Origin of the sequence: Variovorax sp., from assembly GCF_035634955.1 — a bacterium.
Taxonomy (GTDB): Bacteria; Pseudomonadota; Gammaproteobacteria; order Burkholderiales; family Burkholderiaceae_C; genus Variovorax.
Map to the genome: position 1 here is coordinate 473,101 of NZ_DASQBZ010000025.1, position 23,158 is coordinate 496,258.

Sequence of the window (23,158 nt, forward strand, 5' to 3'; positions counted from 1 at the left end):
GGGGCAGGATGCCCGGCGTCACCTTCGCCCGCGTCATCGGGCTGTCGTGTCTGGCGGCGCTGCTGGCGCTGGCCTGGGCGCTGCATGCCGGCTGGATCGTCATTCCCGGGCGCTACAACCCCTGGGCCGAGCTCGACCCGCTCGACACACCGAACTTCCTGACCGGGCCGAAGCTCGCACGCGCGCAGCGCGATCCGGCCCGTTGCCTGGCCATGCTCGAGACCGCCGGCGTGCGCTTCGACACAGTGCCGGACCGCGCCACCGGCGACGGCTGCGCGCTGGACAACGCGGTGCGCCTGCATGGCAGCGCAGGGGCCGCGCTGGGCAGTTCCGCGCTGCTGAGCTGCCGGGCGGCGCTGTCTTTCGCGTTGTGGGAGCGGCATGTCGTGCAGCCCGAGGCGCAGCGGCTGCTGGGTGGGCGCATTGCGCGCATCGATCACCTCGGCGGCTACGCCTGCCGCAACGTGGTGACCGGGCGGCGCCCGGAGGAGGGCGCACCCGGCCGGCGCAGCCGGCATGCCACGGCGGACGCCCTCGACGTGGCCGCGTTCGTCGTGGCGGACGGCCGCCGCACCATCGCGATCCGGCGCGACTGGACGCTGCGTGCGGCAGAGGCGGGCGGCGCATACGACCCGGCTGCGCAAGCCGCCTTCCTGCGTGCCGTGCACGACGGCGCGTGCGGCCTGTTCGACGGCGTGCTGGGGCCCGACTACAACGCGGTCCATGCCGATCACTTCCATCTCGAAGTCGGCGGCTGGCGCACCTGCCGCTGAGCCAACGCTCGGGCGCGGCGCATGTGACTGCCGGCCGGCCGCGCAGGCGCCATACTGAAGCACCTATGTCCGATCCCACCGACCGCTTCCACAGCTACGTCCCCGGCGAAGGCCACGGCCTGCCGCACGACCCCTTCAACGCCATCATCGGTCCGCGCCCCATCGGCTGGATCTCCACGCGAAGCGCGGACGGCGTCCTGAACCTGGCGCCCTACAGCTTCTTCAACGCGTTCAACTACACGCCGCCCATCATCGGCTTCGCCAGCCTCGGCAGGAAGGACACGCTGCGCAACATCGAGGCCACGGGCGAGTTCGTCTGGAACCTGGTCACGCGTCCGCTTGCCGAGGCCATGAACGAGAGTTGCGCCGCCGTCCCCGCCGAGGTCGACGAATTCGAACTCGCGAAGCTCACGCCGCTGGCCTCGACCGTGGTGGCGCCGCCGCGCGTGGCGCAAAGTCCCGTGACCATGGAGTGCAAATGCACGCAGGTCGTGCCGCTGCGCGGCGTGGACGGGGCGACGGCGCCCAGCATCCTGGTGCTCGGCGAGGTGGTGGCGGTGCACATCGAGCGCTCGCTGCTCAAGGAGGGCGTCTACGACACGGCCGCAGCGCGGCCGGTACTGCGCGGCGGCGGGCCGGCGGACTATTTCATCGTCGAGGCGCCCCATCGGTTCCGCATGTTCCGGCCCAAGTAGCCGGGCCTGCTGACGGCGGCCCCGCTTGTCGCATATGCTCGGCGCCGTGGTGCGGGGCCCCGGCCCCGTTGGTCGAAAGCCCTGCAGGAATGGAAATGACCGCTCTTTTCCGTGTTCCCCTGACCAGCCCGGCGCCTTCCGGCGCGTTGCGCCGCGGCGCGGGCTACGCCCTTGCCGTGCCGCTGGTGCTGCTGTCGGTGGCGCCGGCGCACGCCCAGTCGACCGCCGCGCCGGACGCATGGCGCTACGGTTGGTCGATCTACGGCTACTTTCCCAGCATCGGAGGCGCCACCAGCGCGGCCACGTCAGGTGGCGGTGGCGGTGGCGGCGGGCCGACGCTCGACGTGGACGCCGGCAAGGTCATCGACGCGCTCAAGTTCACCGTCATGACCAGCCTGGATGCGAGCAACGGCCGGTACGGCTTCTTCACCGACCTGATCTATCTCGACCTGGGCGGCAGCAAGCAGCGCAGCCGCGACTTCACCATCGACGGCGCGCCGATCTCGGCCAATACCTCCGCCGACCTCAGCTGGGACCTCAAGGGCGTGCTGTGGACACTGGCCGGCCAGTACCGGATGCCGACCGATCCGCGCCTGACGCTCAACCTCCTGGGCGGGGTGCGCATGTTCTGGCTCGAGCCGTCGCTGCGCTGGAACATCTACGGCGACGCCGGCGGCATCGCCTCGGCCGCGCGTGTCGGCGAGGCCAGCGAGAGCCAGACGCTGTGGGACGGCATCGTGGGCGTCAAGGGCCGGTGGGCCCTGGACGACGCCGGCCGCTGGAGCGTTCCCTTCTACGCCGACGTCGGCACCGGGCAGTCGCACCTCACATGGCAGGCCGCGCTCGGGGTGAGCTACGCGTTCGACTGGGGCGACATCACCGGCATGTGGCGCTACATCTCGTACGACATGAAGTCGGGCGACATGGTCGACAAGTTGAACTTCAACGGGCCGATGGTCGGCGCCACCTTCCGCTGGTAGGCCCGGCCCGCTGCCGCGCGCGCCGCCGAGCCCGCGCGCGCCGCGCCCCTCAGTCGTGCAGCGACGACAGGAACTGCCGCAGTTCCGGCGTCTGCGGCTGCCCGAAAAGCTCGTCCGGCGGGCCCATCTCGTGGACCCGGCCCTGGTGCATGAAGATCACGCGGTCGGCCACCTTGCGGGCGAAGTTCATCTCGTGCGTGACCATGAGCAGGGTCATGCCTTCCACGGCCAGCGACTCCACCACGCGCAGCACCTCGCCGACCAGTTCCGGGTCGAGCGCGGAGGTGATCTCGTCGCACAGCAGCACGGCCGGCTCCATCGCCAGCGCGCGGGCGATGGCCACGCGCTGTTGCTGGCCGCCCGAGAGCTGGTCGGGCATCGCGTCGAACTTCTCGGCCAGGCCGACGCGCGCGAGCAGGCGGCGCGCCTGCGCGGCGGCATCGGCCTTGCCGCGCTTCTTCACCAGCGTCGGCGCCAGCATGATGTTGCGGCCCACCGAGAGATGCGGAAACAGGTTGAAGCTCTGGAAGATCATGCCCACGCGCTGGCGCAGCTCGCGCATGGCCATGGCGCTGTCGTGCAGCAGCGGCTTGCCGTCGACGGTGAGCGCGCCTTCCTGGAACACCTCCAGCCCGTTGATGCAACGCAGCAGCGTGCTCTTGCCCGAGCCGCTCTTGCCGATCACGGCGATCACCTCGCCACGCGCAACGTCGAGGTCGATGCCCTTGAGCACCTCGTTGTCGCCGTAGGACTTGCGCAGCGCGGTGATGCGCACGATCGGGCCGCCGGCGGGCGCCGCGGCATTGGCCACGGTGGCCAGCAGGGTGTCAGGCACGGCGGCCATGGGTTCGTCTTTCCAGGTGGCGGGCCAGCATGCTGACCGGGAAGCAAAGGGCGAAGTACATCAGCGCCACGCAGCCGAACACGGCGAAGGGGCGGAAGGTCGCGTTGGAGATCATGCTGCCGGCCTTGGTCAGCTCGACGAAGCCGATCACCGAGGCCAGCGCCGTGCCCTTGACCACCTGCACCAGGAAGCCCACCGTCGGCGGGATCGCCAGGCGCGTGGCCTGCGGCAGGATCACGTGGCGCAGCTGCTCGCCGAAGCCGAGCGCCAGGCTGCTGCCGGCTTCCCACTGGCCCTTGGGCACCGCGGACACGCAGCCGCGCCAGATCTCCGTGAGGAAGGCGCTGGTGTAGAGGGTCAGGGCGAAGGCCGCCGCCGTCCAGGCCGATACCTCCACGCCCAGCAGCGCGATGCCGAAGTACGCCAGGAACAGCTGCATCAGCAGCGGCGTTCCCTGGAACAGCTGCACGTACCCCGCGATGGCGCGGTCCAGCAGCGGTCCGGCGCGCAGCCGTGCCAGCAGGAGCGCGGCGCCGACCACGCCGCCGCCGACGAAGGCGATCAGCGACAGGGCCACCGTCCAGCGCAGCGCCAGCAGCAGGTTGCGAAGGATGTCCCAGAGGGTGAAGTCGTTCATCGCCCGAAGAAGAAGCGCGGCCCAAGCCAGTTGAGAAGGCGGCGCGTCATTACCGACAGCACGAGGTAGACGAGCGTGGCGACGATGAAGGCCTCGAACGCGCGGAAGTTGCGGCTCTGGATCAGGTTGGCCGCGTAGCTGAGGTCTTCCACCGAGATCTGGCTGCACACGGCAGAGCCCAGCATGACGATGATGATCTGGCTGACCATGGCCGGCCACACGCGCTTGAGCGCTGGCGGCAGCACCACGCGCAGGAACACCTGCGCACGCGTGAGCGCCAGGCTCAGCGCCGCCTCCACCTGTCCGCGCGGCGTGGCCTCGATGCCGGCCCGGATGATCTCGGTGGCATAGGCGCCGAGGTTGAGCACCATCGCGATCATCGACGCCGTCTCGGGCGTGAGTTTCACGCCCGCCGCCGGCAGGCCGAAGAAGATGAAGAACAGCTGCACGATGAAGGGCGTGTTGCGGATCAGCTCCACGTAGGTGCCGACCGTCCAGCGCAGCCAGCCGGGCCCGTGCGCGCGTGCCCAGGCGCAGGCGATGCCGAGCACCATGCCGAGGACGGTGGCGACGGCCGTGAGGCCGAGCGTCCAGAGCACGCCCACGCCCAGCAGCCGCCAGTCGACCAGCACCGCCCCGAAGTCCAGCTGCATTTCAGATGCCCCCGCCGCGCCTACAGCGGCAGGTCACCGGCGCCGCGGCCGAGCCACTTCTTCGACATGGCGTCGAGCGTGCCGTCGGCCTTGGCCGCGGCAATGATCTCGTTGACCTTGGCCTTGAGCGGCTCCTCGCCCTTGGCAATGCCGATGAAGCACGGGCTGTCCTTGAGCAGGAGCTTGTACTCGGCGTTGAGTTGCGGGTTGCGGCTGATCATCTCGGCCGCGACGGCGCCGCTGGTGGCTACCGTCTGCACCTGGCCGGAGACGAACGCGGCGATGGTGGCGTTGTTGTCCTCGAAGCGGCGGTATTCGAGCCCGGCCGGCGCCACCTTCTGCAGCTCCTGGTCTTCCATGGCGCCGCGCGTCACGCCCACCGTCTTGCCGGCCATGTCGGCGAAGGTCTTCACCGGCAGCGTCTTGGCCGCGAACACGCCCTGGAAGAACGGGGCGTACGAGGCGCTGAAGTCGATCACCTTCTCGCGCTCGGCGTTCTTGCCCAGCGTGGAGATGACCAGGTCGGCCTTCTTCGTCTGCAGGTAGGGAATCCGGTTGGCGCTGGTCACCGGCACCAGTTCCAGCTTGGCGCCCAGCTTGGTGGCGACGAGTCTTGCCATGTCGACGTCCAGGCCGACCGGCTGCATCGTCTTGTCGACCGAGCCGTAGGGCGGGTAGTCGGTCGGCACGGCGATCTTCACGGTCTTGCTTTTCATGATGCCGTCCAGGGCGGCTTGCGCCTGGGCGGCGCCGGCGGCGGTCAGAAGCGCCGCGGCAAGAGCGACGCCGATGGTGGCTCGGCGGGTGAGGGTGGCGGGCATGTCGATGTCTTCCAGCGAAGAGTTCTTGGGATGCCCCGGTCAAGCAAGAGCCGTGCCGGTGCCCGCGGCGCGGGGCCGCCGAGGCCGCGTCGCACAGGCGACCGGACTCGGGGCTTTCCCGGTGCGTCCGGCCGCCGGCGCATGTAGGCTCCGTGCGTTCTGGAGTACCCAATGGACCGCCCGCATTACAAGTTCTGGCCCAAGCGCCTGCCGCATTCCATCACCGTGCCCGCCGTCTCGGTCTGGCACAACCTGCGCGTCAATGCCGAGCGCTATCCGGACAAGCCGGCGCTGGCCTTCTTCGGCACCGTCACCACCTACGGCCAGCTGGCCGAACAGGTCGAGCGGCTGGCCGGCCAGCTGCATGCGCTGGGCGTGCAGCGCGGCGACCGCGTCGTGCTGGACATGCAGAACAGCACGCAGCTGATCGTGGCCCACTACGCCATCCTGCGCGCCAACGCGGTGGTGGTTCCGGTCAACCCGATGAACCGCGCCGAGGAGCTCAAGCACTACATCACCGACCCCGAGGCCAAGGTTGCCATCACCACCGGCGACCTGGCGCCGGAACTGGCCAAGGCGAGCAACGCGCTGCCCGCCGGCCAGCGCCTGGCCCACATGATCGTCACCCAGTTCTGCGACGCGTTCGACGCCGCGGCGCAGGACGACGCCACGCTGCCGCCCGCCTGGCGCGACTGGCTGCTCACCCGCCACCCGCTGCCCGAGCTCGACGGCGGCAGCGTGCTGAGCTGGACCGACGCCATGGCCGCCGGCCACCCCGCGCCGCCGCACACGGCCGGTGCCGACGACATGGCGCTGCTGCCCTACACCAGCGGCACCACCGGGCTGCCCAAGGGCTGCATCCACAAGCATTCGAGCCTGCAGCACAACGTGTTCGCCAGCCTGCTGTGGGGCCTGGGTTCGGCCGAGATGGTCACGCTGGCGGTGGTGCCCATGTTCCACATCACCGGCACGGTGAGCCTGCTGCACACGTCCATCGCGGCCGGCGCGCTGCTGGTCATCATGCCGCGCTGGGACCGCGAGCTGGCCGGGCGGCTCATTTCCAGCTGGAAGGTGACCAACTGGACCAACATCCCGACCATGGTCATCGACCTCATGGCCAGCCCCAACTTCGCCAGCTTCGACCTGACGAGCCTGAGCTACATCGGCGGCGGCGGCGCCGCCATGCCGCAGGCGGTCGCCCAGCGGCTGTGGGAGCAGTTCGGCCTGCGCTACCTCGAAGGGTACGGCCTGACCGAGACCGCCGCGCCTTCGCACGCCAACCCGTTCGAGAACCCCAAGCAGCAATGCCTGGGCATTCCGTACATGAGCACCGACTCGCGCGTGGTCGACCCCGACACGCTGCAGGAAATGCCGGTGGGCGAATCCGGCGAGATCATCACCTGCGGCCCGAGCGTGTTCGCCGGCTACTGGAAGCGGCCGGACGCCGACGCCGCGGCCTTCATCGAATGGGACGGCCGCCGCTTCTTCCGCACCGGCGACATGGGCCGCATGGACGAGGATGGCTACTTCTTCCTGACTGACCGCCTCAAGCGGATGATCAACGCCAGCGGCTTCAAGGTCTGGCCGGCCGAGGTCGAGCTGCTCATGTTCAAGCATCCGGCCATCCAGGAGGCCTGCGTCATCGCCACCAAGGACGCCTACCGCGGTGAGTCCGTCAAGGCGGTTGTGGTGCTGCGGCCCACGCACAAGGACACGACGGCGCAGGAGATCATGGACTGGTGCCGCGAGAACATGGCGGTCTACAAGATCCCGCGCACCGTGCAGTTCGTCGACCAGTTGCCCAAGAGCGGCAGCGGCAAGGTCATGTGGCGCCTGCTGCAGGAGGCCGAGGACGGCGCGAAATAGCCGGCATAGCCGGCGGCCCCGGCGCCGTGCCGGGGCCTGTCGCTAGGTCGCCGCGGCTGCGGTCTGCCCTGCGGCAAGGCGCAGCGTGCTGCCGTCCGGCAGCGCATGCCAGTCGAGCCATTCACCGCCGACGACGGCCGGCCCATCGACCGCGGGCGTGTTGCCATCGGCGCCGCCTTCCCACACCAGCGTGAGCCGCTTGCCGCGTAGGCGCAGCGTGATGGAAAAACCCGGCCACCGGGCCGGCACCCGCGGCGTCAGCCGCAGGCGCGCGCCGCGCACCTCCAGGCCCAGCAGCGTCTCGACGGCGGCGCGGTGCAGCCAGGCGGCCGACCCGGTGTACCAGCTCCAGCCGCCGCGACCGAGATACGGCGGCGCCCCGTAAGTGTCGCCCGGCATCACGTACGGCTCGATCTCGTAGACCGGCCCGCGCACCGGATGGCGCGCCCGGTGCGCCGGACTCAGCCCCTCGAAGCTGCGCCATGCCGCCTCGACGTCGCCCTGCAGCGCCTGCGCCATCAGCGCCCACACGGCGCCGTGCGAGTACTGGCCGCCGTTCTCGCGCACGCCGGGCGGGTAGGCCTGGATGTAGCCCGGGTTGTCGGTCGCGTGCTGCAGCGGCGGATGCAGGAGCCGCAGCAGGCCCATGTCGTGGTCGGTCAGCTGTTGTTCGACCGCCTGCATCGCCTGCCGCGTGAAGCCTTCGGCGCCCGCACCGCTCAACACGGACCAGGCCTGCGCGATCAGGTCGATGCGGCATTCCTCGTTGATCGACGACCCCAGCGGCGCGCCGTTGTCGAAGAAGGCGCGCCGGAACCACGCGCCGTCCCAGCCCGCATCGTGCAGGGCCGCGACCCACCCGTTGCGCGCGTCCAGCCAGCGCTGCGCGCGTTCGGCCTGTCCGCGCGCCTGCGCGATCGGCGCGAAGCGCCGCACCACCTCGCACAGGAACCAGCCCAGCCAGACCGACTCGCCCCGGCCGCCATGGCCGACGCGGTTCATCCCGTCGTTCCAGTCGCCGGTGCCCATCAGCGGCAGGCCGTGCACGCCGGTGGCCAGGCTGCGGTCGATGGTGCGGGCGCAATGCTCGTAGATCGTGGCCACCTGCGGGCTGACCTGTGGCGGGTAGTACGCGTCCTCGGCGCCCTCGGGGATCGGCGCGCCCTCGATGAAGTGCGCGGCGGCGTCGAGAACGCCGCGGTCGCCGCTGACGTCGATGTAGTGGACGCAGGCATAGGGCAGCCACAGCAGGTCGTCCGAGAAATGCGTACGCACCCCGGCGCCGCCGGGCATGTGCCACCAGTGCTGCACGTCGCCCTCGGGAAACTGGCGCGACGCGTTCATCAGGATCTGCTCGCGCAGGCGGCGCGGATCGGTCAGCGCGAAGGCCATGGCGTCCTGCAACTGGTCGCGAAAGCCGAAGGCGCCACCGGCCTGGTAGAAGCCGGCCCGTGCCCACATGCGGCAGGCCAGCGTCTGGTAGGGCAGCCAGCGGTTGACCAGCGCGTCGAAAAGCGGGTCGGGCGTGTGCACCTCCAGGCGGCCCAGCAGTTCGTTCCAGAAGTCCTGCACGCGCGCCAGCGCGGCGTCGACGTCCCGGCGCTGCCAGCGCCGCGCCAGCGCGACCGCCGCGTCGGCATCGCCGGCCTGCCCGAGCACGAACACGAACGAGGCCGAGGCGCCCGGCGCCAGCGTGAGCGTGCCGTCGATGGCGCCGCAGGCATCGAGGCCGCTGCCGGCGCGGCCGGCGAGCACGTCCGGTGCGATGAGCGCGGTGGCGCCTTCGGTGAAGAACTCGTCCCGGTCGCAGGTCCATTGCAGCGCGGCCGCGTCGCCGGCGAGCAGCACGAAGGCGGTGCTGCCGCCGAAGCCGGCGCTCGATTCGCGTTGCTGCGCGAACACCGCCGGCAGGTCCGCCGGCTTCCAGCTGCGGATGGTGCGCCGCTCCGGCCGGGCCGCGCCCATCTGCCACTCGATCATGGCGAGCGCGCGTAGCCGGCGCGCGCGCATGTCGGTGCTGCGCAGGCGCACCCGGACGACCTTGACGCTCTCGTCGCGGTCGGCGAAGAAGGTGGTCTCCAGCGCAAGCCCCTCGTGACTGCAGTCGAAGACCGTGTAGCCCTGGCCGTGGCGCACGCGGTGGCGGGCGTGGGCGCCGCCGCCCGCTGCGGGCGTGAGCGGCAGGAACGCACGCGTTTCCTCGTCCTGCAGCAGGTAGTGCTCGAACGCCGTGTCGCGCACCGGGTCGTTCGACCACGGCGTCAACTGGTGCATGCGGCTGTTGCCGGCCCAGGTGTAGCCGGCGCCGGCCTCGGAGACCTGGAATCCGAAACCTTCATTGGCGATTACGTTCACCCACGGGCGGGGCGTGCGTTGGCCGGGGCCGACCTCGAAGCGGAATTCGCCGCTGGCCGCGTCGAAGCTTCCCTGCGGAGATGCCGCCGGCGCCACCGCCGTTGCCTGGCGCGGCGCGTGCAGGAACACGCCGGCATCCGCGCGCGGCTCCAGCGGCGCTGCCGCGCCGGCAACGTCGTCCCGAGGGGCGACGCCGGTCTCGCGCATCTGCGCCACCTGCGCTTCGAGCGTGCGTCCGTCGGCGGTGAAGACGGCACGCGCCAGGCCGGCGAGGGCCGCCAGCTCGGCAGCCGAGAGATCCTGCTCGCGCAGCAGGTAGAAGCCCGCGGCGTCGTTGCGCGGGAAGCTGTTCTGCACCTGCTGCGTCACGCGTGCCCGCAATGCCTCGACTTCGCGCTGCAGCGGCATGAGGTACGAGGCCGGCTCGCTGTTGACCACCACCAGGTCGCAGGCCACGCCGCCGAAGCCCCACCAGGGCTGGGCCTGCAGCAGCGTGTGCACCAGCCTCATGCCGGTGAGCGAGGCCAGGTACACCAGCACGATCGGCTTGTCGCCGGAGATGCCGAAGCGCCAGATCTGGCGCAGGTCGATCAGGCCGCGGTCGGTCATCACGCGCGGCGTGGTGTAGGTCAGGATCGTCGTCAGGTCCTGCAGTGCCATGGTCTGCGCCGGGTCGATGGCCAGGTCGCGCAGGCGCACCTGCGCCAGCGTTGCCGCCATGCGCGCGGCACGCTCGACGTGCATCGACTGCAGGTAGCGGTCGATCGCCGGCTCGAGCGCCTCCAGCTGGTCCGCCGCGCTGGTGGCGAAGGTCACGTGCGCGGCCTCGCCGGGCGCGATGCGCAGGCGCACGCGCAGGCAGGCGATCGGATCGAGGCCGTTGATCGGCTGTCCGGCGGCGTCGAGCGGCTGGGCATCGAGCGCGGGATCGGCCAGCGAACGGTTGCGCCCGATGAAGGCGCGGCGGTCGGCCATGCATTCGACGGACAGCACGTTGGCGTCCACCGAGGCGACGAAATGCGCCGCCGCGACCGTCGCGTCGCCATGCAGCCTGGGCTTGCGCGCCATCAGCAGCGCACGCCATGCCGCCTTCCATTGCGTCTCGATGAACAGGTTGGCAAAGGCCGGGTGTGCCTCGTCGGCCTTGGGCAGCGACAGTACCGGCTCGAAGTAAGAGATCAGCTCCAGCGTCCGCGCGTGCGCGCCCGTGTTGTGCAGCACCACGGTGCGCAGCTCGGTGTCGTCTTCCGGGCTGATCAGCACGGTGGTCCGGGCTTCGAGGCCGTCGCCCCGGGCCTCGAACTGCACCTGGTCGGCCAGGAAGCGCGTGCGGTAGCGCCAGCCTTCGCCGCGTGCGGGCAAGGCCGTCAGCGACACCACCGGGCCCGGCGCATCCTCGCCGACATCGCGCACGAAGAGGAAGGTGCCGTAGTGGTCGCGCAGCGGATCGTCGCGCCAGCGGCTCACGCTGGCCGAGCCGAAGCGGCTGACGCCGGCGCCGTTGGCGCGCAGCGCCACCGTGTAGCGGCCGTTCGACAGCAGGTGCGTGGGTTGCAGCCCGGGCGTCAGCGGGTCCACGATGCGCGGCTGGAACACCGGCGCCGATTCGCCTTCGGCCGGCTCGGGCGGCAGGCGCGGGTCGGCACTGCCGATGATCTGGCGCGGCGTGCGCTCGTGCAGCAGCGACAGGTAGGACTGCACCGGCGCGGCCGCCCCGAACCAGCGGCGCGGCGCATCGGCGCACAGCAGGTTGCACAGCGCCACGAGCGACATCCCCTGGTGATGCGCCATGAAGTTGCGCACCACGCTGTAGTCCTGCCCGGCGGCCTGGCGCGCGGCGGTGAAGTCGACCGCGTCGAAGAACCCGAAGTCGCCGCGTGCGCCGAGCGTCTCGAGCAGGCGCAGGTTGCGCGCCGCCTCATGCGGTGCGAAAGGTGCGGCCATAACGCTGGCATACGGCGCGACCACCCGCTCCGTCGGCGGCGTGCGGCGCAGCGCCAGGCGTGGCACCCCGAAGGGTGAGTACTGGTAGGCGAGCGAATGGTCCTGCGCGAAGTACGCGGACTCCGACACGCCCCACGGCAGGTACTGGGCGTCGCCGAAGGCCTGCTGCTCCTGCACCGCCGCGCGGTTGGCGACGTCGAGCAGGCCGTGTCGAGGCTCGGGCATGACCAGCGCCGGCATGAGGTACTCGAACATCGAGCCGGCCCATGATTTCAGGCCCGGGGCAGCGCCGACCGACAGGAACGGACGGCCCAGCGCACTCCAGTGGCGGCGCGGCACGTCGCCCTTGGCGATGGCCAGGAAGCTCAGCAGGCGCGACTCGGAGGCCAGCAGGTCGTAGTAGCTGGCGTCCAGCGCCATCTCGTCCACGCGCAGGCCGATGTGGAACAGGTGGCGCTTGCCGTCGTACAGGCCGCTGAAGTCCATGCCCTGCCACAGCACGTCGCAGCGCGCCGCGATCCGTTCGAGCGCCGCACCGGTGGCGGCGTCCTCCGCCGCGGCGAAGGCGCGGCAGGCCTGCGCCACGCACAGCAGGTGCCCGGCGAGGTTGCCGCTGTCGACCGCCGAGACGTAGGCCGGCGGCAGCACCTGCAGCGATTGCGTGTCGTACCAGTTGTACAGGTGGCCGCGGTGCCTGGGCATCGACTCGACGGTGCCGAGCGTCGCATCCAGGCGGGTCGCCAGCGCGGCGGCGTCGATCCAGCCGAACTCGCGCGCGCAGCAGCACGCCATCAGGTACATGCCGATGTTGGTGGGCGAGGTGCGGTGCGCCACCGTGGGCTGCGGCTCCATCTGCAGGTTGTCCGGCGGCAGGTGGTGGTCCTCGGCCACCACGATTTCCTCGAAGAAGCGCCAGGTGTCGCGCGCGAGTCCGGTCAGGTAGTCGCGCTCGGCCGGCGGCAGCGCGGGGTGCGGCTCGGCGCGCGTGTCGACGCGGCTGGACGCCCACGCAAGCAGCGGTGCCAGCGCCCAGATGACGAACAGCGTGCTGGCCGCCGGCCGCGCGGCCCACGCGGCGGCGGTCGCCAGGGCCAGCGCGGCAAGCGTGACCCAGGCGCCGGACCGGAGGAATGCCGGCAACTCGCTGCGCGCCTGGGCCTGGGCCTGGGCCGAGGTGGTCCACTGCAGCAGGTGGCGGCGGCTGACCGCCATGCGCCATAGCGCGCGGACGGCGGCATCGGTCTGCAGGCCGGCCTGCGCCAGCAGCATGACGAACTGCCAGGCCGCTGCCGCCAGCGCGCGCAGCAGCTCGACGGCGCCGAAGTCGAAGAAGTGGCGCAGTTCGATATTGCGCCGCGTCGGCACCAGGCCGGCCAGTGCGCCGAGCAGCGGGCCGGTGACCAGCGCGGCGCCGACCGCGGCCAGTGCCCAGCCCAGCGGCAGCGCATGCGTGAACACCACCCAGATGACCAGCAGCGCCGCGGCCGGCGCCACCAGCGCGCGGCGCAGGTTGTCGGCCATCTTCCACAGGCCGATGGCGTCGAGCCCGTAGCGTGCCGGGCGCAGCATGAGCGGCAGCAGCTGCCAGTCGCCGCGCGTCCACCGGTGCACGCGCGAGGCGGCCACGCCGGTGTGGTGCGGGTGCTCCTCGAGCAGCATCACGTCGGTCATGAGCGCGCAGCGGGCCACGCTGCCTTCGAGCAGGTCGTGGCTGAGCACGCTGTCGCCCGGCAGCCGCGCGCCGAGCACGGCGTGGACCGCCTGCACGTTCAACAGTCCCTTGCCGGTGAAGGTGCCGGCCTGGAACAGGTCCTGGTAGACGTTGGACGCACCGCTGCTGTAGGGATCGATGCCGCACCGGCCGGCGAACAGCCAGTGGAAGAACGAGCGTTCGCTGCGCGAGGGGAAGGGCACCACGACATCCGGCTGCAGGATGCCGTAGCCGGCGCTCACGCGGCGCCGTGCCTGGTCGATCTGCGGCGTGTTGAGCGGGTGTGCCGCCGTGGCCACCAGTTCGCAGAGGGTGCCCGGCGGCAGGGCGGTGTCGCCGTCGAGTGTCAGCACATAGGGTGTGCCTTCGGCCAGCCGCCAGTGGTCGGGCAGCGACAGGAAGCCGGAGGCATCGCCGGTTGCCAGCAGGCGCAGCAGCATCTCGAGCTTGCCGCGCTTGCGCTCCCACCCGATCCAGGCCTGTTCGGTGTCGCTCCACACGCGCGGCCTGTGCAGCACGATGAAGCGGGTCGGGTCCGTGGCCTGCGACGGATAGAGCGCGTTGAGCCGGTCGACGTGCCGCTGCGCCTGGGCCAGCAGGTCCGCGTCGTCGGGCATCGCCTGTGCAGGTGCGTCGCGCCAGTCGGTGAGCAGCGCGAACTGGGCGTGGCGCTCCCGGTTGGCCAGCCAGTGCAGTTCCAGGTGATGCGCCAGTTGCGCGATGCCGTCCGGCGAGCCGAGCAGGGCAGGGATCGCCACCATCACCCGGTGTTCCGCGGGTATGCCCTGGCTGAAGTCGAGCCGCGGCAGCGCGTGCACGCGTACCGCCTCGGCCACGATGCGGTGCACCAGCGCGATGACCGCTTCCGAGACGGGCCACACCATCAGTGCCAGGGCGATCCAGGTCATCCAGCCGGATTGGTGCGCCTTGAACGCCGCCAGGCCGACCACCAGCGCCGTGCCAGCGGCGATGCAGGCCAGGTAGATGCGGAAGCGCCAGCGCCAGGCGTCGCGCGGCGCTGCCTGCTGCGGCCGGGGCGCGTCCGCCGGGCGCAGGGCCTCGCGCAGCGCGGCGCGACCGGCGCCCAGCAGGTAGTGGCCGGCGGTGGATTGCGCGGCTGCGGCGCCGGTGGTATGTGCGCCGGCCGCATCGGCTGCGGCGCCGGCGAGCCGAACCGTGGCCTCGGCCACTTCGCGTTCGGGCCGCGCGGTCTGGCGCGCCATCTGCTCGAGCGCCTGCGTGATCTGCTGGCGCGTGCGCTCGCTCTCGCGGTTGAAGCTGGGCAGTTGGCGCAGCACGCGCAGCGAATGGCTCACCGGCTCGATCAGGTCGGACCAGTCGACCTGCCCGATGCTGCGCAAGGTGGTGATGATGTTGCCGACCGTCAGGTTGTCCGCGGCCGCCTCGGCCTGGGCGGCGCTGATGAGCGCGGGGCCGTTGGTGCAGTGCTGCTCCACCCAGTGCGCCACCGGCGGGCCGTCGCCGTCGCGCTCGAACGGCATGCGCTGCCACAGCTGCGTGAGAAAGACGTCGTACAGCCCGTGGCCCTGCATCAGCCGGGCGAGCATGTCCAGTTCGTGGGCGCCCAGCGGCGCGGCGGCATCCCACGCGGCATGGGCGACCTCGCGCGCCACCTTGTTGCCGGCGATGCGCTGCGCCACCCGACGCAGGTTCTCCAGCAGCACCACGCGCAAGGTGGTGGGGAAGGCCCACAACTCTCCGAGGGTGAGTTCGTCGACTTCCTGGTAGGCGTCGAGGAAGGCGGTGAACAACTGGCGGTCGAGCACGCTGTCGGTGTGCGCGACGTAGGCCCAGGCAATGCCGTAGACGCGCGGCAGGCCGGCCAGGGGCGCGTCGGCCAGCTTTGGCAGGCGGCGGTAGTAGCTGCGTGGCACGCCTTCGCGGATCTCCTGCAGCTGGGCTTCGATCAGGTGGAAGTTGTCGAGCAGCCACTCTGCCGCGGGCGACACGTAGCGCTTGGAGCGCCAGGTCAGCGCGATGTAGTCGAACGCCTCGCGCAGCGCCGCCAGGTTGTGGTCGACACGCGGGAAGAAGGGGGGCGCCTCGTGCTGCGAAGGCTCACGCACGCGCTGCGCGGCGGCGAGGCTGCGCCCATGCATCTGGAAGCGCTGCACGCCGAACAGCTCGGCGCGGATCGGCGCCTCGGCCTCCTCGGCCGGTTGCGCGAGATAGCGGCGCGCGTAGTCGCTGAGTGTGCCCAGCCGGTCGCCGAGCGGGTCCGTGCCGCGCACGCCTCAGGCAACCAGCGAAACCGCCGCCAGCGTCACCGCTGCCAGGGAGACTCCTCCGACGAGCGCCACGGTCACCAGCCGGCTGGAAAGCATCACGTGTCCGTCCTGCAGCCATCGTCGCACTTCGAACCAGGCGCCGCGCGCGCGCGCGCAATGCGCCATGTGCGATGCCAGCGCCGCATGGTCGCTGGTGACGAGATCGGAATCTTGCATTCCGCGGGAGGAGGACAGGGGGCGAACGAACGACATGGCGGGTGAATCCGTATCTGGAGTCGAACGTGCCGCGGCGAAATGCACGGGGCGGTCGTCCTCGGCCCACTCTACGCGGGCGCCGACGCCGCGGCCGCGCGCCTTGGCGCGACTTCGTGTAGGAGACGAGCGCGGCGCGAGCCGCCCGGTCGTTGCGGCCGATTCAGAAGACGCCGAGCGCGAGGCCGGACGCCAGGGCCGCGCCCAGTTCGCGGCAGCGGCCGAGGTCTTCGGCGCCGATGGTCTTGGGCGCCAGGATGCGCTCGGGCGTTTGCGCGTGCGTGCAGACGATCAGGGCCGGCGCGACTTCGCGCAGCCGCCAGCCGGTGGCGATGCGCTCGATCTGCCGCGCCGCGCCGGTGCCGTCGCTGCCGGCGCAGACCATGGCGGCGTACGGCCTGCCGTTGAGCCGGTCCAGCGCCGGGTAGTAGCAGCGGTCGAAGAAGTCCTTCATGATCCCCGACATCGTGGCAAGGTTCTCCGGCGTGGCAAAGACGTAGCCGGCCGCCCCAAGCACGTCGTCGGGCCCGGCCTCGTGCGCACGCAGCAGGCGCACGTCGACCGCAACGCCGGCTTCGGCCCGCGCGCCCTCGGCCGCGGCCCGCGCCATTTGCGCCGTGCCGCCGGTCATCGTGTGGTGGACGATCAGCAGGATCCGCGTGTCGCTCATGCCGCGCAGCATAGCGTCGGCCACCCGCCTCGCGGGCCCGCCGATCTGGCCCACAATGGCGCTCCCCGAGTGACGCCCGATCCGGCCATCCATGCAATCTGTGCCCCGCATCCGGTCCACGCGCCGCGAGCCCCGCGCCGGCTGGCGCGAAATTCTCCTCCTCGTCGTGCTGGCGGCTGCGCCGTGGTTCGCGCTGGCGCAGGACAAGGCGGGTGCGAAGGCCGCGGCGCCGACGTCCACCGCAGCGGACGCCGCGGCTGCGGCGCCGATCCCGGTCCAGGACATTGCCACGCGCGCCGACGAGGACGACGCGCTTGCCGATGCCGTCGAGCGCCGCGCCAGGTCGGCCAACACGGTGGCCAACCTTTCGACGCGGCTCGACCCGATCGAGGCTTCGGTCGACGGCCTGCTCGGGGCCTACACCCAGTCGCAGCTGCAACGCCTGCCGGTGCTGCGCCTCGAAAGCCTTGAACGGCACTGGCGCTTCAACCTGCGCCGCTTCGAGCGCTGGCATGCCGAGCTGGTCGTGGCCACTCAGCCCTACCTGGACGACGCCGCGCTGCTCACCCGCCGCCGCTCCCAGTGGGAGAAGACGCAGGCCGACCTGAAGTCCCGGCAGATGCCGGGCGTGCTGTCCGACAGGGTCGAGGCGCTGGTGCAGCGCCTCAGGAGAGCGGAGGCCGAACTGGAGGTGCCCATCGGCCGCTACCTCGAACTGCGCCGGCGCGGCAATGGCGTCGAGGCTCGCATCCAGCAGGGCCAGAACGCGGTGGTGCAGGCCATCGGCTACATCGATTCGCGCTTGATGCGGCTGGATTCGCCGCCGCTGTGGGCGCTGGGCGGCTCGGCGCAGGACGCGTCGGACGCGGCGCCGATGGCGGATGTCGGCCTGGACATCGAGAAGCGGTTTGCCCGGGAGTTCCGCGAGGCGGACAACGATCGGCCGCTGATCCTGGGCGCGCTGCAGTTCGCCCTGCTGCCGGTGCTGCTGTGGTTCTACCTTCGCGTGCGGCGGGGCGCGCCCGAAGGGATGCCCGCCGGGAGCGTGCAGGCGCTGATGCGCCCGTTCTCGTTGTGGCTGCTGCTGGCGATGCTGGCCGTCTTCCTGATCGAGCCGGACGCGCCGCTGCTGGTACTGCAGGCCGCCATGGTGGTGGCCGTCGTGCCGGTGATGCGCCTGCTTCCGCCCGGTGCCGCCACGTCGCTGGGCTACCTGCCGGTCGTCGTCAGCAGCCTGTTCCTGCTGGCGCGCCTGGGCATCTTCGCGCTCGGCAGCGACGTGCTGTATCGGCTTTTCCTGCTCGCCCTGGGCGGCCTGGCCCTGGCCGCGGCGCTGTGGACACTCTGGCGCGGCAGGGAATCCGCGCGGCTTGCGGGCGGCCAGGTGAACCTGGCCGAAGACGCCGTGGTCGCCGCTCCCGCCTGGCGTCCCGGCCGTGGGGTGCGCGTCGGCGCACTGGCCGCGGTGGTGCTGCTGGTCATCGCCACGGTGTCGAACATCGCGGGCAACGCGTCCCTGGCCGAGACCCTGGTCCAGGGCGTCATCGACAGCGCCTACATGGCGCTCATGCTGTTCGCCGGGGTTTCGGTCTGCACCGCGGTGGTGCACTGGCTGGTGGGGCAGCCGGGGACCCTGCGCCTGGTGCAGGCGCCGGCCCGTGCGTCGGCCATGGCGGCGCTGCTCTTGCGGCTGCTCAGGCTGGGCGCCGTCGCCGGCTGGGTGCTCTATGCGACGAACCACCTGCGCGTGCTCCGGCCCACCTATGCGTTCCTGTCCAGCGTGCTGTCCGCGACATTCGAGATGGGCGAGATCTCGCTCAGCCTGGGCAACGTGCTGGTGTTCGTTCTGGCCGTGCTGCTGGCCTTCTGGGCCGCGCGCGGCGTGCGGGCGCTGGTGCACGACGAGGTGCTGGGCCGCATGCGCGTGTCGCGCGGCGTGGGCAACAGCGTGGCGTCGCTCACCTACTACGGGGTGCTGATCATCGGCTTGCTGCTGGCCCTGTCGGCCGCCGGTTTCAAGGTGAGCCAGCTTGCGCTGGTGTTCGGCGCGCTGGGCGTGGGCATCGGCTTCGGGCTGCAGGGCGTGGTCAACAACTTCGTCTCCGGACTGGTGCTGATGTTCGAGCGGCCGATTCAGCCGGGGGACACCATCGAGGTCGGCACCATGAGCGGCACCGTCAGCGACATCGGCCTGCGCGCCACCACGGTGCGCACCTTCGACGGCGCGGACGTGGTGGTGCCCAACGGCACGCTGCTGGCAGGCAACCTGGTGAACTGGACCTTGCGCGATCGCAGCCGCCGCATCGAGCTGTCGCTGGGCGTGAGCTACCGCGCCGACCCGAACCAGGTGCTTGCCTTGCTGCTGGCCACGGCGAGCCAGGTCAAGGGCGTGGTCAAGCGTCCTGAGCCGTCGGTCTTCTTCACCGGTTTCGGGCCGAGCGCACTCGAGTTCAGCGTGCGGGTCTGGACGTTCGACTTTGACAACTGGTACGTGATCCGCAGCGAACTGGCCACCCGCGTCCACCAGGCCCTGACCGAGGCGGGCATCGAGATTCCGTTTCCGCAGACCGACCTGCACGTGCGCAGCGTGGCGCCGGAAGTCGCGGCCGCGGTGCTGGCCGCGCGGCGCGAAGCCGAGCCACCGTCGGCGGCGGGACCAGACGCGGCCGCCCCTTAGAACCTTTGCCTGCACAAGAATCAGAAACGGCTGCGCCTACCCGAGTGCGTGCGCCGGGCGCTCATGGAATCCACTATGCGCGTGCAGTTACAAATTCTCTACATTCGAGCGTTCATCTGGCCTGGCGACGCGCACTCCGGCGCGCGCCTGCATCGACGTACGAACGACACTGGAGAAACAACGCATGTTCCGCCGCAAGACCCTGGCCCATCTCATCGGTAGCCTCGCGCTGGCCGCCATCCCGCTGGCATCGCATGCCGCCGACATCGTGCTGAAGGCATCGCACCAGTTCCCCGGCGGCAAGGGCGATGTGCGCGACGAGATGGTGCAGATGATCGCGCGCGACGTGGCCGCGGCCAAGGTCGGCCTGGAGATCAAGGTGTATCCCGCCTCCAGCCTGGTCAAGGCCGCCGAGCAGTGGAAGGCCATGCAGACCGGCCAAATCGACATGACGTCGTTCCCGCTCGACTACGCCTCGGGCTTCCACCCGCAGTTCGGCGCCACGCTGATGCCCGGGCTGGTGAAGAACCATGACCATGCGCAACGGCTGAACAAGTCGCCCTTCATGGCCGAGATCCACAAGGTGGTCGAGGACGGCGGCGCCAAGGTCCTGGCCGACGCATGGCTGGCCGGCGCCTTCGGCGGCAAGGACAAGTGCATCCGCACCCCCGCCGATGCCGCCGGCGTCAAGGTGCGCTCGGCCGGCGCGACTTTCTCGCAGATGTGGGCCGGCGCCGGCGCCTCGATCGTCTCCATCCCGTCGAACGAGGTCTACAACGCGCTGCAGCAGGGCGTGGCGCAGGCCACCGACACTTCCACCGCGTCGATGACCTCGTTCCGCCTGTACGAGCAGCTCAAGTGCGTCACCGCCCCTGGCGACAACGCGCTGTGGTTCATGTACGAGCCGGTACTGATCTCCAAGCGCTCGTGGGACAAGCTCGACGACAAGCAGAAGGCCGCGCTGACGGCCGCATCGAAGAAGGCCGAGGCGTACTTCTCGGCCGAGTCGAAGAAGCTCGACGACAAGATGATCGAGGCCTTCAAGAAGGGCGGCTCCGAGGTCGTCACCATGACCGAGGCCGAAGCCGACGCCTGGCGCGCCATCGCGCAGAAGACCTCCTACAAGGAATTCGCCGACAAGGTGCCCGGCGGCAAGGAACTCATCGAGAAGGCGCTGAGTGTCAAGTAACGCAGTCGACGCGGCAGCCGCCGCATCGCTGCCGGGCTGGGCGAGGGCGATCAACGCCGTCTCGCAGCTGTTCGGCGCGTTCTCGGCCGGCCTGATCGTGGTGTCGATCGCCGTGGTGTGCCAGATGGTGTTCGTGCGGGCGGTGCTCGGCGAGTCGTCCATCTGGCAGACCGAGTTCGTCATCTTCGCGCTGGTGGCCGCCACCTTTCTCGGGGCGCCCTACATCATGCTCACGCGCGGCCACGTCGCAGTGGACGTCGTGCCGCTGATGATGGGCGACCGCGCGCGCAGGCGCCTGTACGCGGTGGGCCACCTGGTGGCGCTGGCGTTCTGCCTGCTGTTTTTCTATGCCTCCATCTCCTGGTGGTGGGAGGTGTTCGAGAAGGGGCAGACCACATCGTCCATCTGGCGCGCGCGCCTGTGGATTCCCTACCTCTCGGTTCCGGTGGGCCTGGGCCTGCTGAGCCTGCAGATGTTCACCCACATCGTGCTGGTGCTGGGCGGCCGCGAGCTGCCATTCGGCCTCGCCCCCGATGCCAGGCTCTAGCGTGAAGGCGTTGTCGTTCCCATGAGTCCCCTCCTGATCGGTTTCCTGATCTTCCTGGTCACCACGCTGGTGCTGGCCACCGGCCTGCCCATCGCCTTCGGGCTCGGCGCGGTGGCGCTGGCCTTCATGCTCTTCTTCGACGGCTGGAGCAGCGTGCACTTCGTGCCCGAGACGGTGTTCTCCGGCCTGACCGACTTCACCCTCGTGTCGTTGCCGATGTTCGTCATCATGGGCGCGGCGGTGGCGTCCTCGCGCGCCGGCAGCGACCTGTACGAGGCGCTGTCGCGCTGGCTGCACCGCATCCCGGGTTCGCTGGTGGTGTCCAACATCGGCGCCTGCGCGCTGTTCTCCGCGCTCACCGGCTCCTCGCCCGCGACCTGCGCGGCGATCGGCAAGATGGGCATTCCGGAGATGCGCAAGCGCGGCTACGACGCCGACCTGGCCACCGGCGCGATCGCCGCCGGCGGCACGCTGGGCATCCTGATCCCGCCGAGCATCACGATGATCCTCTACGGCATCGCCTCCGAGACGTCCATCGGGCGCCTGTTCATCGCCGGCGTGCTGCCGGGCATCCTGCTGGTGGCGCTGTTCATGGCGTGGGCCATCTTCATCAGCTGGAAGCGCGGCACGCGCCTGGTGGACCAGGACCGCATCTACACGATGAAGGAAAAGCTCGAGCTCATGCCGCGCCTGCTGCCCTTCATCCTGGTGATCGTCGGGGTGGTCTATTCGCTCTACGGCGGCATCGCCACGCCGTCGGAGGCGGCCGGCGTCGGCGCGGCGCTGTGCCTGCTGATGGTGGTGGTGATCTACCGCGTCTGGAAGCCGGCCGACCTGTGGGCCATCCTGCGCGACGGCCTGCGCGAGTCCGGCATGCTGCTGATGATCATCGGCACCTCGATCCTGTTCGGCTACATGATGAGCTCGCTGCAGGTGACGCAGTCGGTGGCCGAGTCGATCGCGCAGCTGCAGGTCAACCGCTGGGTGATCTTCGGCGCCATCAACCTGATGCTGCTGGTGGCCGGCTGCTTCCTGCCGCCGGCGGCCATCATCCTGATGACCACGCCCATCCTGATGCCGGTGATCACCGCCGCCGGCTTCGACCCGATCTGGTTCGGCGTGATCCTGACCATCAACATGGAGCTGGGCCTGATCACGCCGCCGGTGGGCCTGAACCTGTTCGTGATCAACGGCATCACGCCGGACGTGCGGCTGCCCACCATCCTGCGCGGGGCCTTCCCGTTCATGCTGTGCATGGTGCTGGCGATCGTGATCCTGTGTGTGTTCCCGGAGATCGCCACCTGGCTGCCCTCCAAGGTGATGGGCGCCTGAGCGCATTCCGCGGGGGCGCCGGCCCCCGCCAGTAGCCTGCCGCGCCGGTCGCGCGGCAGAGTATATTCAAGGCGTCCAACTGTCTACGGAACGCCTTCATGCCCCAGCCCCGCTCCACCTCCAGACACGCCGCGGCGCGCCAGGCCGGCGCGACCCTTGCGCGTGCCTCCGGCGCCGTGGCGCTCGCCCGGGGCGCCTTGGGGGAGGGGGTGGAAACGCTGGCCGACCAGGCCTACGAGGCGCTGCGCAACGACCTCATGACCGGGGCGCTTCTCCCGGAGCAGGCGCTGACCGTCCGGGGCGTGGCCGAGGCCATGGGCGTGAGCCTCACGCCCGTGCGCGAGGCGGTGCAGCGCCTGGTGGCCGAGCACGGGCTGGAGGTCGTGAACGGCCGGACCATCCGCGTGCCGCGCCTGGACGTCGAGACCTACCGGGAGATCCTCAAGATCCGCATGGAGCTCGAGCCGCTGGCCGCCAGGGAGGCCGCGCCGCGCATCGCCAACGCCGAGATCGAGCGCCTGGACACTGTCATGCAGCGGCACCTGGCCGCCATCCAGGAGGGCGACGCGCATCGCACGCTGCTCGAAAACACCGAATTCCATCTTTCAATATATCGAGCTGCGGAGCAGCCCATTCTGCTGCGCATGATCGAGAGCCTGTGGCTGCGCGTCGGCCCGACGCTGAACCTGCTGTTTCCCCAGTACTGCGGCAGCCTCAGCGGCCACGAGAAGCATCTGGTGGCCGTGGATGCGCTGCGGCGCCGCGATGGAGAAGCCCTTGGCGACGCCATGCGCGACGACCTGGTGCACGGCTCGCGCTTCCTGATTCGATTGCTCAAGCCTTGAATCCGGCGGCTTCGGGTTAATACCGCCTATTTGAATATATTTAAACCCCATACACTGCCCATCAAGGTCACGGCAGTACGGCGTCCTGCGCCCGGCCGCGGCCCTTCCTGGGTTCCCC

Annotated in this window: 16 protein-coding genes; 9 read left to right on the top strand and 7 right to left on the bottom strand. The window is 70.5% G+C overall.

Translation table 11 applies throughout. The features are described 5' to 3' along the window. The first annotated feature begins 8 nt into the window (after positions 1 to 8). The 3 genes from VES41_RS16555 (at position 9) to VES41_RS16565 (ending at position 2,448) form a co-directional block, all read left to right on the top strand. Positions 9 to 773, top strand: a complete 765-nt coding sequence (locus VES41_RS16555; protein WP_324819202.1) for an extensin family protein — start codon at positions 9 to 11, stop codon at positions 771 to 773. A gap of 65 nt (positions 774 to 838) precedes the next feature. Further along, positions 839 to 1,468 carry a flavin reductase family protein gene (locus tag VES41_RS16560; protein WP_324819205.1) on the top strand — a complete coding sequence of 210 codons (630 nt, stop codon included), beginning with the start codon at positions 839 to 841 and terminating at the stop codon, positions 1,466 to 1,468. A 95-nt stretch (positions 1,469 to 1,563) separates the two neighbouring features. Further along, positions 1,564 to 2,448: a hypothetical protein gene (locus tag VES41_RS16565; RefSeq protein WP_324819208.1), complete on the top strand. Its 885-nt coding sequence runs from the start codon at positions 1,564 to 1,566 to the stop codon at positions 2,446 to 2,448. Between the two features lie 49 nt (positions 2,449 to 2,497). Here VES41_RS16565 and VES41_RS16570 read toward each other — a convergent pair whose 3' ends face one another. The 4 genes from VES41_RS16570 to VES41_RS16585 are packed head-to-tail and all read right to left on the bottom strand — an operon-like array spanning position 2,498 to position 5,403. After that, a complete protein-coding gene (locus tag VES41_RS16570; protein WP_324819210.1) occupies positions 2,498 to 3,292 on the bottom strand; it encodes an amino acid ABC transporter ATP-binding protein in 795 nt (264 codons plus the stop codon). Continuing rightward, positions 3,276 to 3,929 (bottom strand): amino acid ABC transporter permease, encoded by a 654-nt coding sequence (locus tag VES41_RS16575; protein ID WP_324819212.1) that lies wholly within the window; start codon positions 3,927 to 3,929, stop codon positions 3,276 to 3,278. The genes VES41_RS16570 and VES41_RS16575 overlap by 17 nt, the downstream gene beginning before the upstream one ends. After that, positions 3,926 to 4,582, bottom strand: coding sequence for an amino acid ABC transporter permease (locus tag VES41_RS16580; protein WP_324819215.1), 657 nt, complete (start codon positions 4,580 to 4,582; stop codon positions 3,926 to 3,928). Before VES41_RS16580 ends, VES41_RS16575 begins: the two co-directional genes overlap by 4 nt. 20 nt (positions 4,583 to 4,602) lie before the next feature. Beyond that, on the bottom strand, positions 4,603 to 5,403 hold the full coding sequence (locus VES41_RS16585; RefSeq protein WP_324819218.1) for a transporter substrate-binding domain-containing protein: 801 nt from the start codon (positions 5,401 to 5,403) through the stop codon (positions 4,603 to 4,605). Between the two features lie 171 nt (positions 5,404 to 5,574). On the opposite strand from VES41_RS16585, the gene VES41_RS16590 reads away from it, so the two are divergent. Further along, complete coding sequence (locus VES41_RS16590) at positions 5,575 to 7,269, top strand: long-chain fatty acid--CoA ligase (RefSeq protein WP_324819221.1); 1,695 nt, start codon at positions 5,575 to 5,577, stop codon at positions 7,267 to 7,269. Between the two features lie 42 nt (positions 7,270 to 7,311). Here the strand turns inward: VES41_RS16590 and VES41_RS16595 are convergent, their stop codons facing one another. From VES41_RS16595 to VES41_RS16605, 3 genes are all read right to left on the bottom strand, one after another. After that, on the bottom strand, positions 7,312 to 15,531 hold the full coding sequence (locus VES41_RS16595; protein WP_324819224.1) for a GH36-type glycosyl hydrolase domain-containing protein: 8,220 nt from the start codon (positions 15,529 to 15,531) through the stop codon (positions 7,312 to 7,314). Positions 15,532 to 15,534: 3 nt separating this feature from the next. Then, positions 15,535 to 15,744: a hypothetical protein gene (locus VES41_RS16600; protein ID WP_324819227.1), complete on the bottom strand. Its 210-nt coding sequence runs from the start codon at positions 15,742 to 15,744 to the stop codon at positions 15,535 to 15,537. Positions 15,745 to 15,943: 199 nt separating this feature from the next. Beyond that, on the bottom strand, positions 15,944 to 16,450 hold the full coding sequence (locus VES41_RS16605; protein ID WP_324819230.1) for a flavodoxin family protein: 507 nt from the start codon (positions 16,448 to 16,450) through the stop codon (positions 15,944 to 15,946). A 91-nt stretch (positions 16,451 to 16,541) separates the two neighbouring features. Here VES41_RS16605 and VES41_RS16610 point away from each other — a divergent pair, with 91 nt between their 5' ends. The 5 genes from VES41_RS16610 to VES41_RS16630 all read left to right on the top strand — a co-directional run bounded on the left by VES41_RS16610 (position 16,542) and on the right by VES41_RS16630 (position 23,040). After that, positions 16,542 to 19,127: a mechanosensitive ion channel domain-containing protein gene (locus VES41_RS16610; RefSeq protein WP_324819232.1), complete on the top strand. Its 2,586-nt coding sequence runs from the start codon at positions 16,542 to 16,544 to the stop codon at positions 19,125 to 19,127. A gap of 184 nt (positions 19,128 to 19,311) precedes the next feature. Further along, the gene (gene dctP / locus VES41_RS16615) at positions 19,312 to 20,316 is read left to right on the top strand and encodes a TRAP transporter substrate-binding protein DctP (protein ID WP_324819234.1); all 1,005 of its coding nucleotides are present in this window, start codon (positions 19,312 to 19,314) and stop codon (positions 20,314 to 20,316) included. After that, entirely contained in the window at positions 20,306 to 20,863 is a 558-nt protein-coding gene (locus VES41_RS16620) for a TRAP transporter small permease (RefSeq protein ID WP_324819236.1), read from the top strand. Before dctP ends, VES41_RS16620 begins: the two co-directional genes overlap by 11 nt. A 21-nt stretch (positions 20,864 to 20,884) precedes the next feature. Beyond that, the gene (locus tag VES41_RS16625; RefSeq protein ID WP_324819239.1) at positions 20,885 to 22,195 is read left to right on the top strand and encodes a TRAP transporter large permease; all 1,311 of its coding nucleotides are present in this window, start codon (positions 20,885 to 20,887) and stop codon (positions 22,193 to 22,195) included. 98 nt (positions 22,196 to 22,293) lie between these two features. Further along, positions 22,294 to 23,040 (top strand): GntR family transcriptional regulator, encoded by a 747-nt coding sequence (locus VES41_RS16630; RefSeq protein WP_324819242.1) that lies wholly within the window; start codon positions 22,294 to 22,296, stop codon positions 23,038 to 23,040. Positions 23,041 to 23,158: the final 118 nt, after the last annotated feature.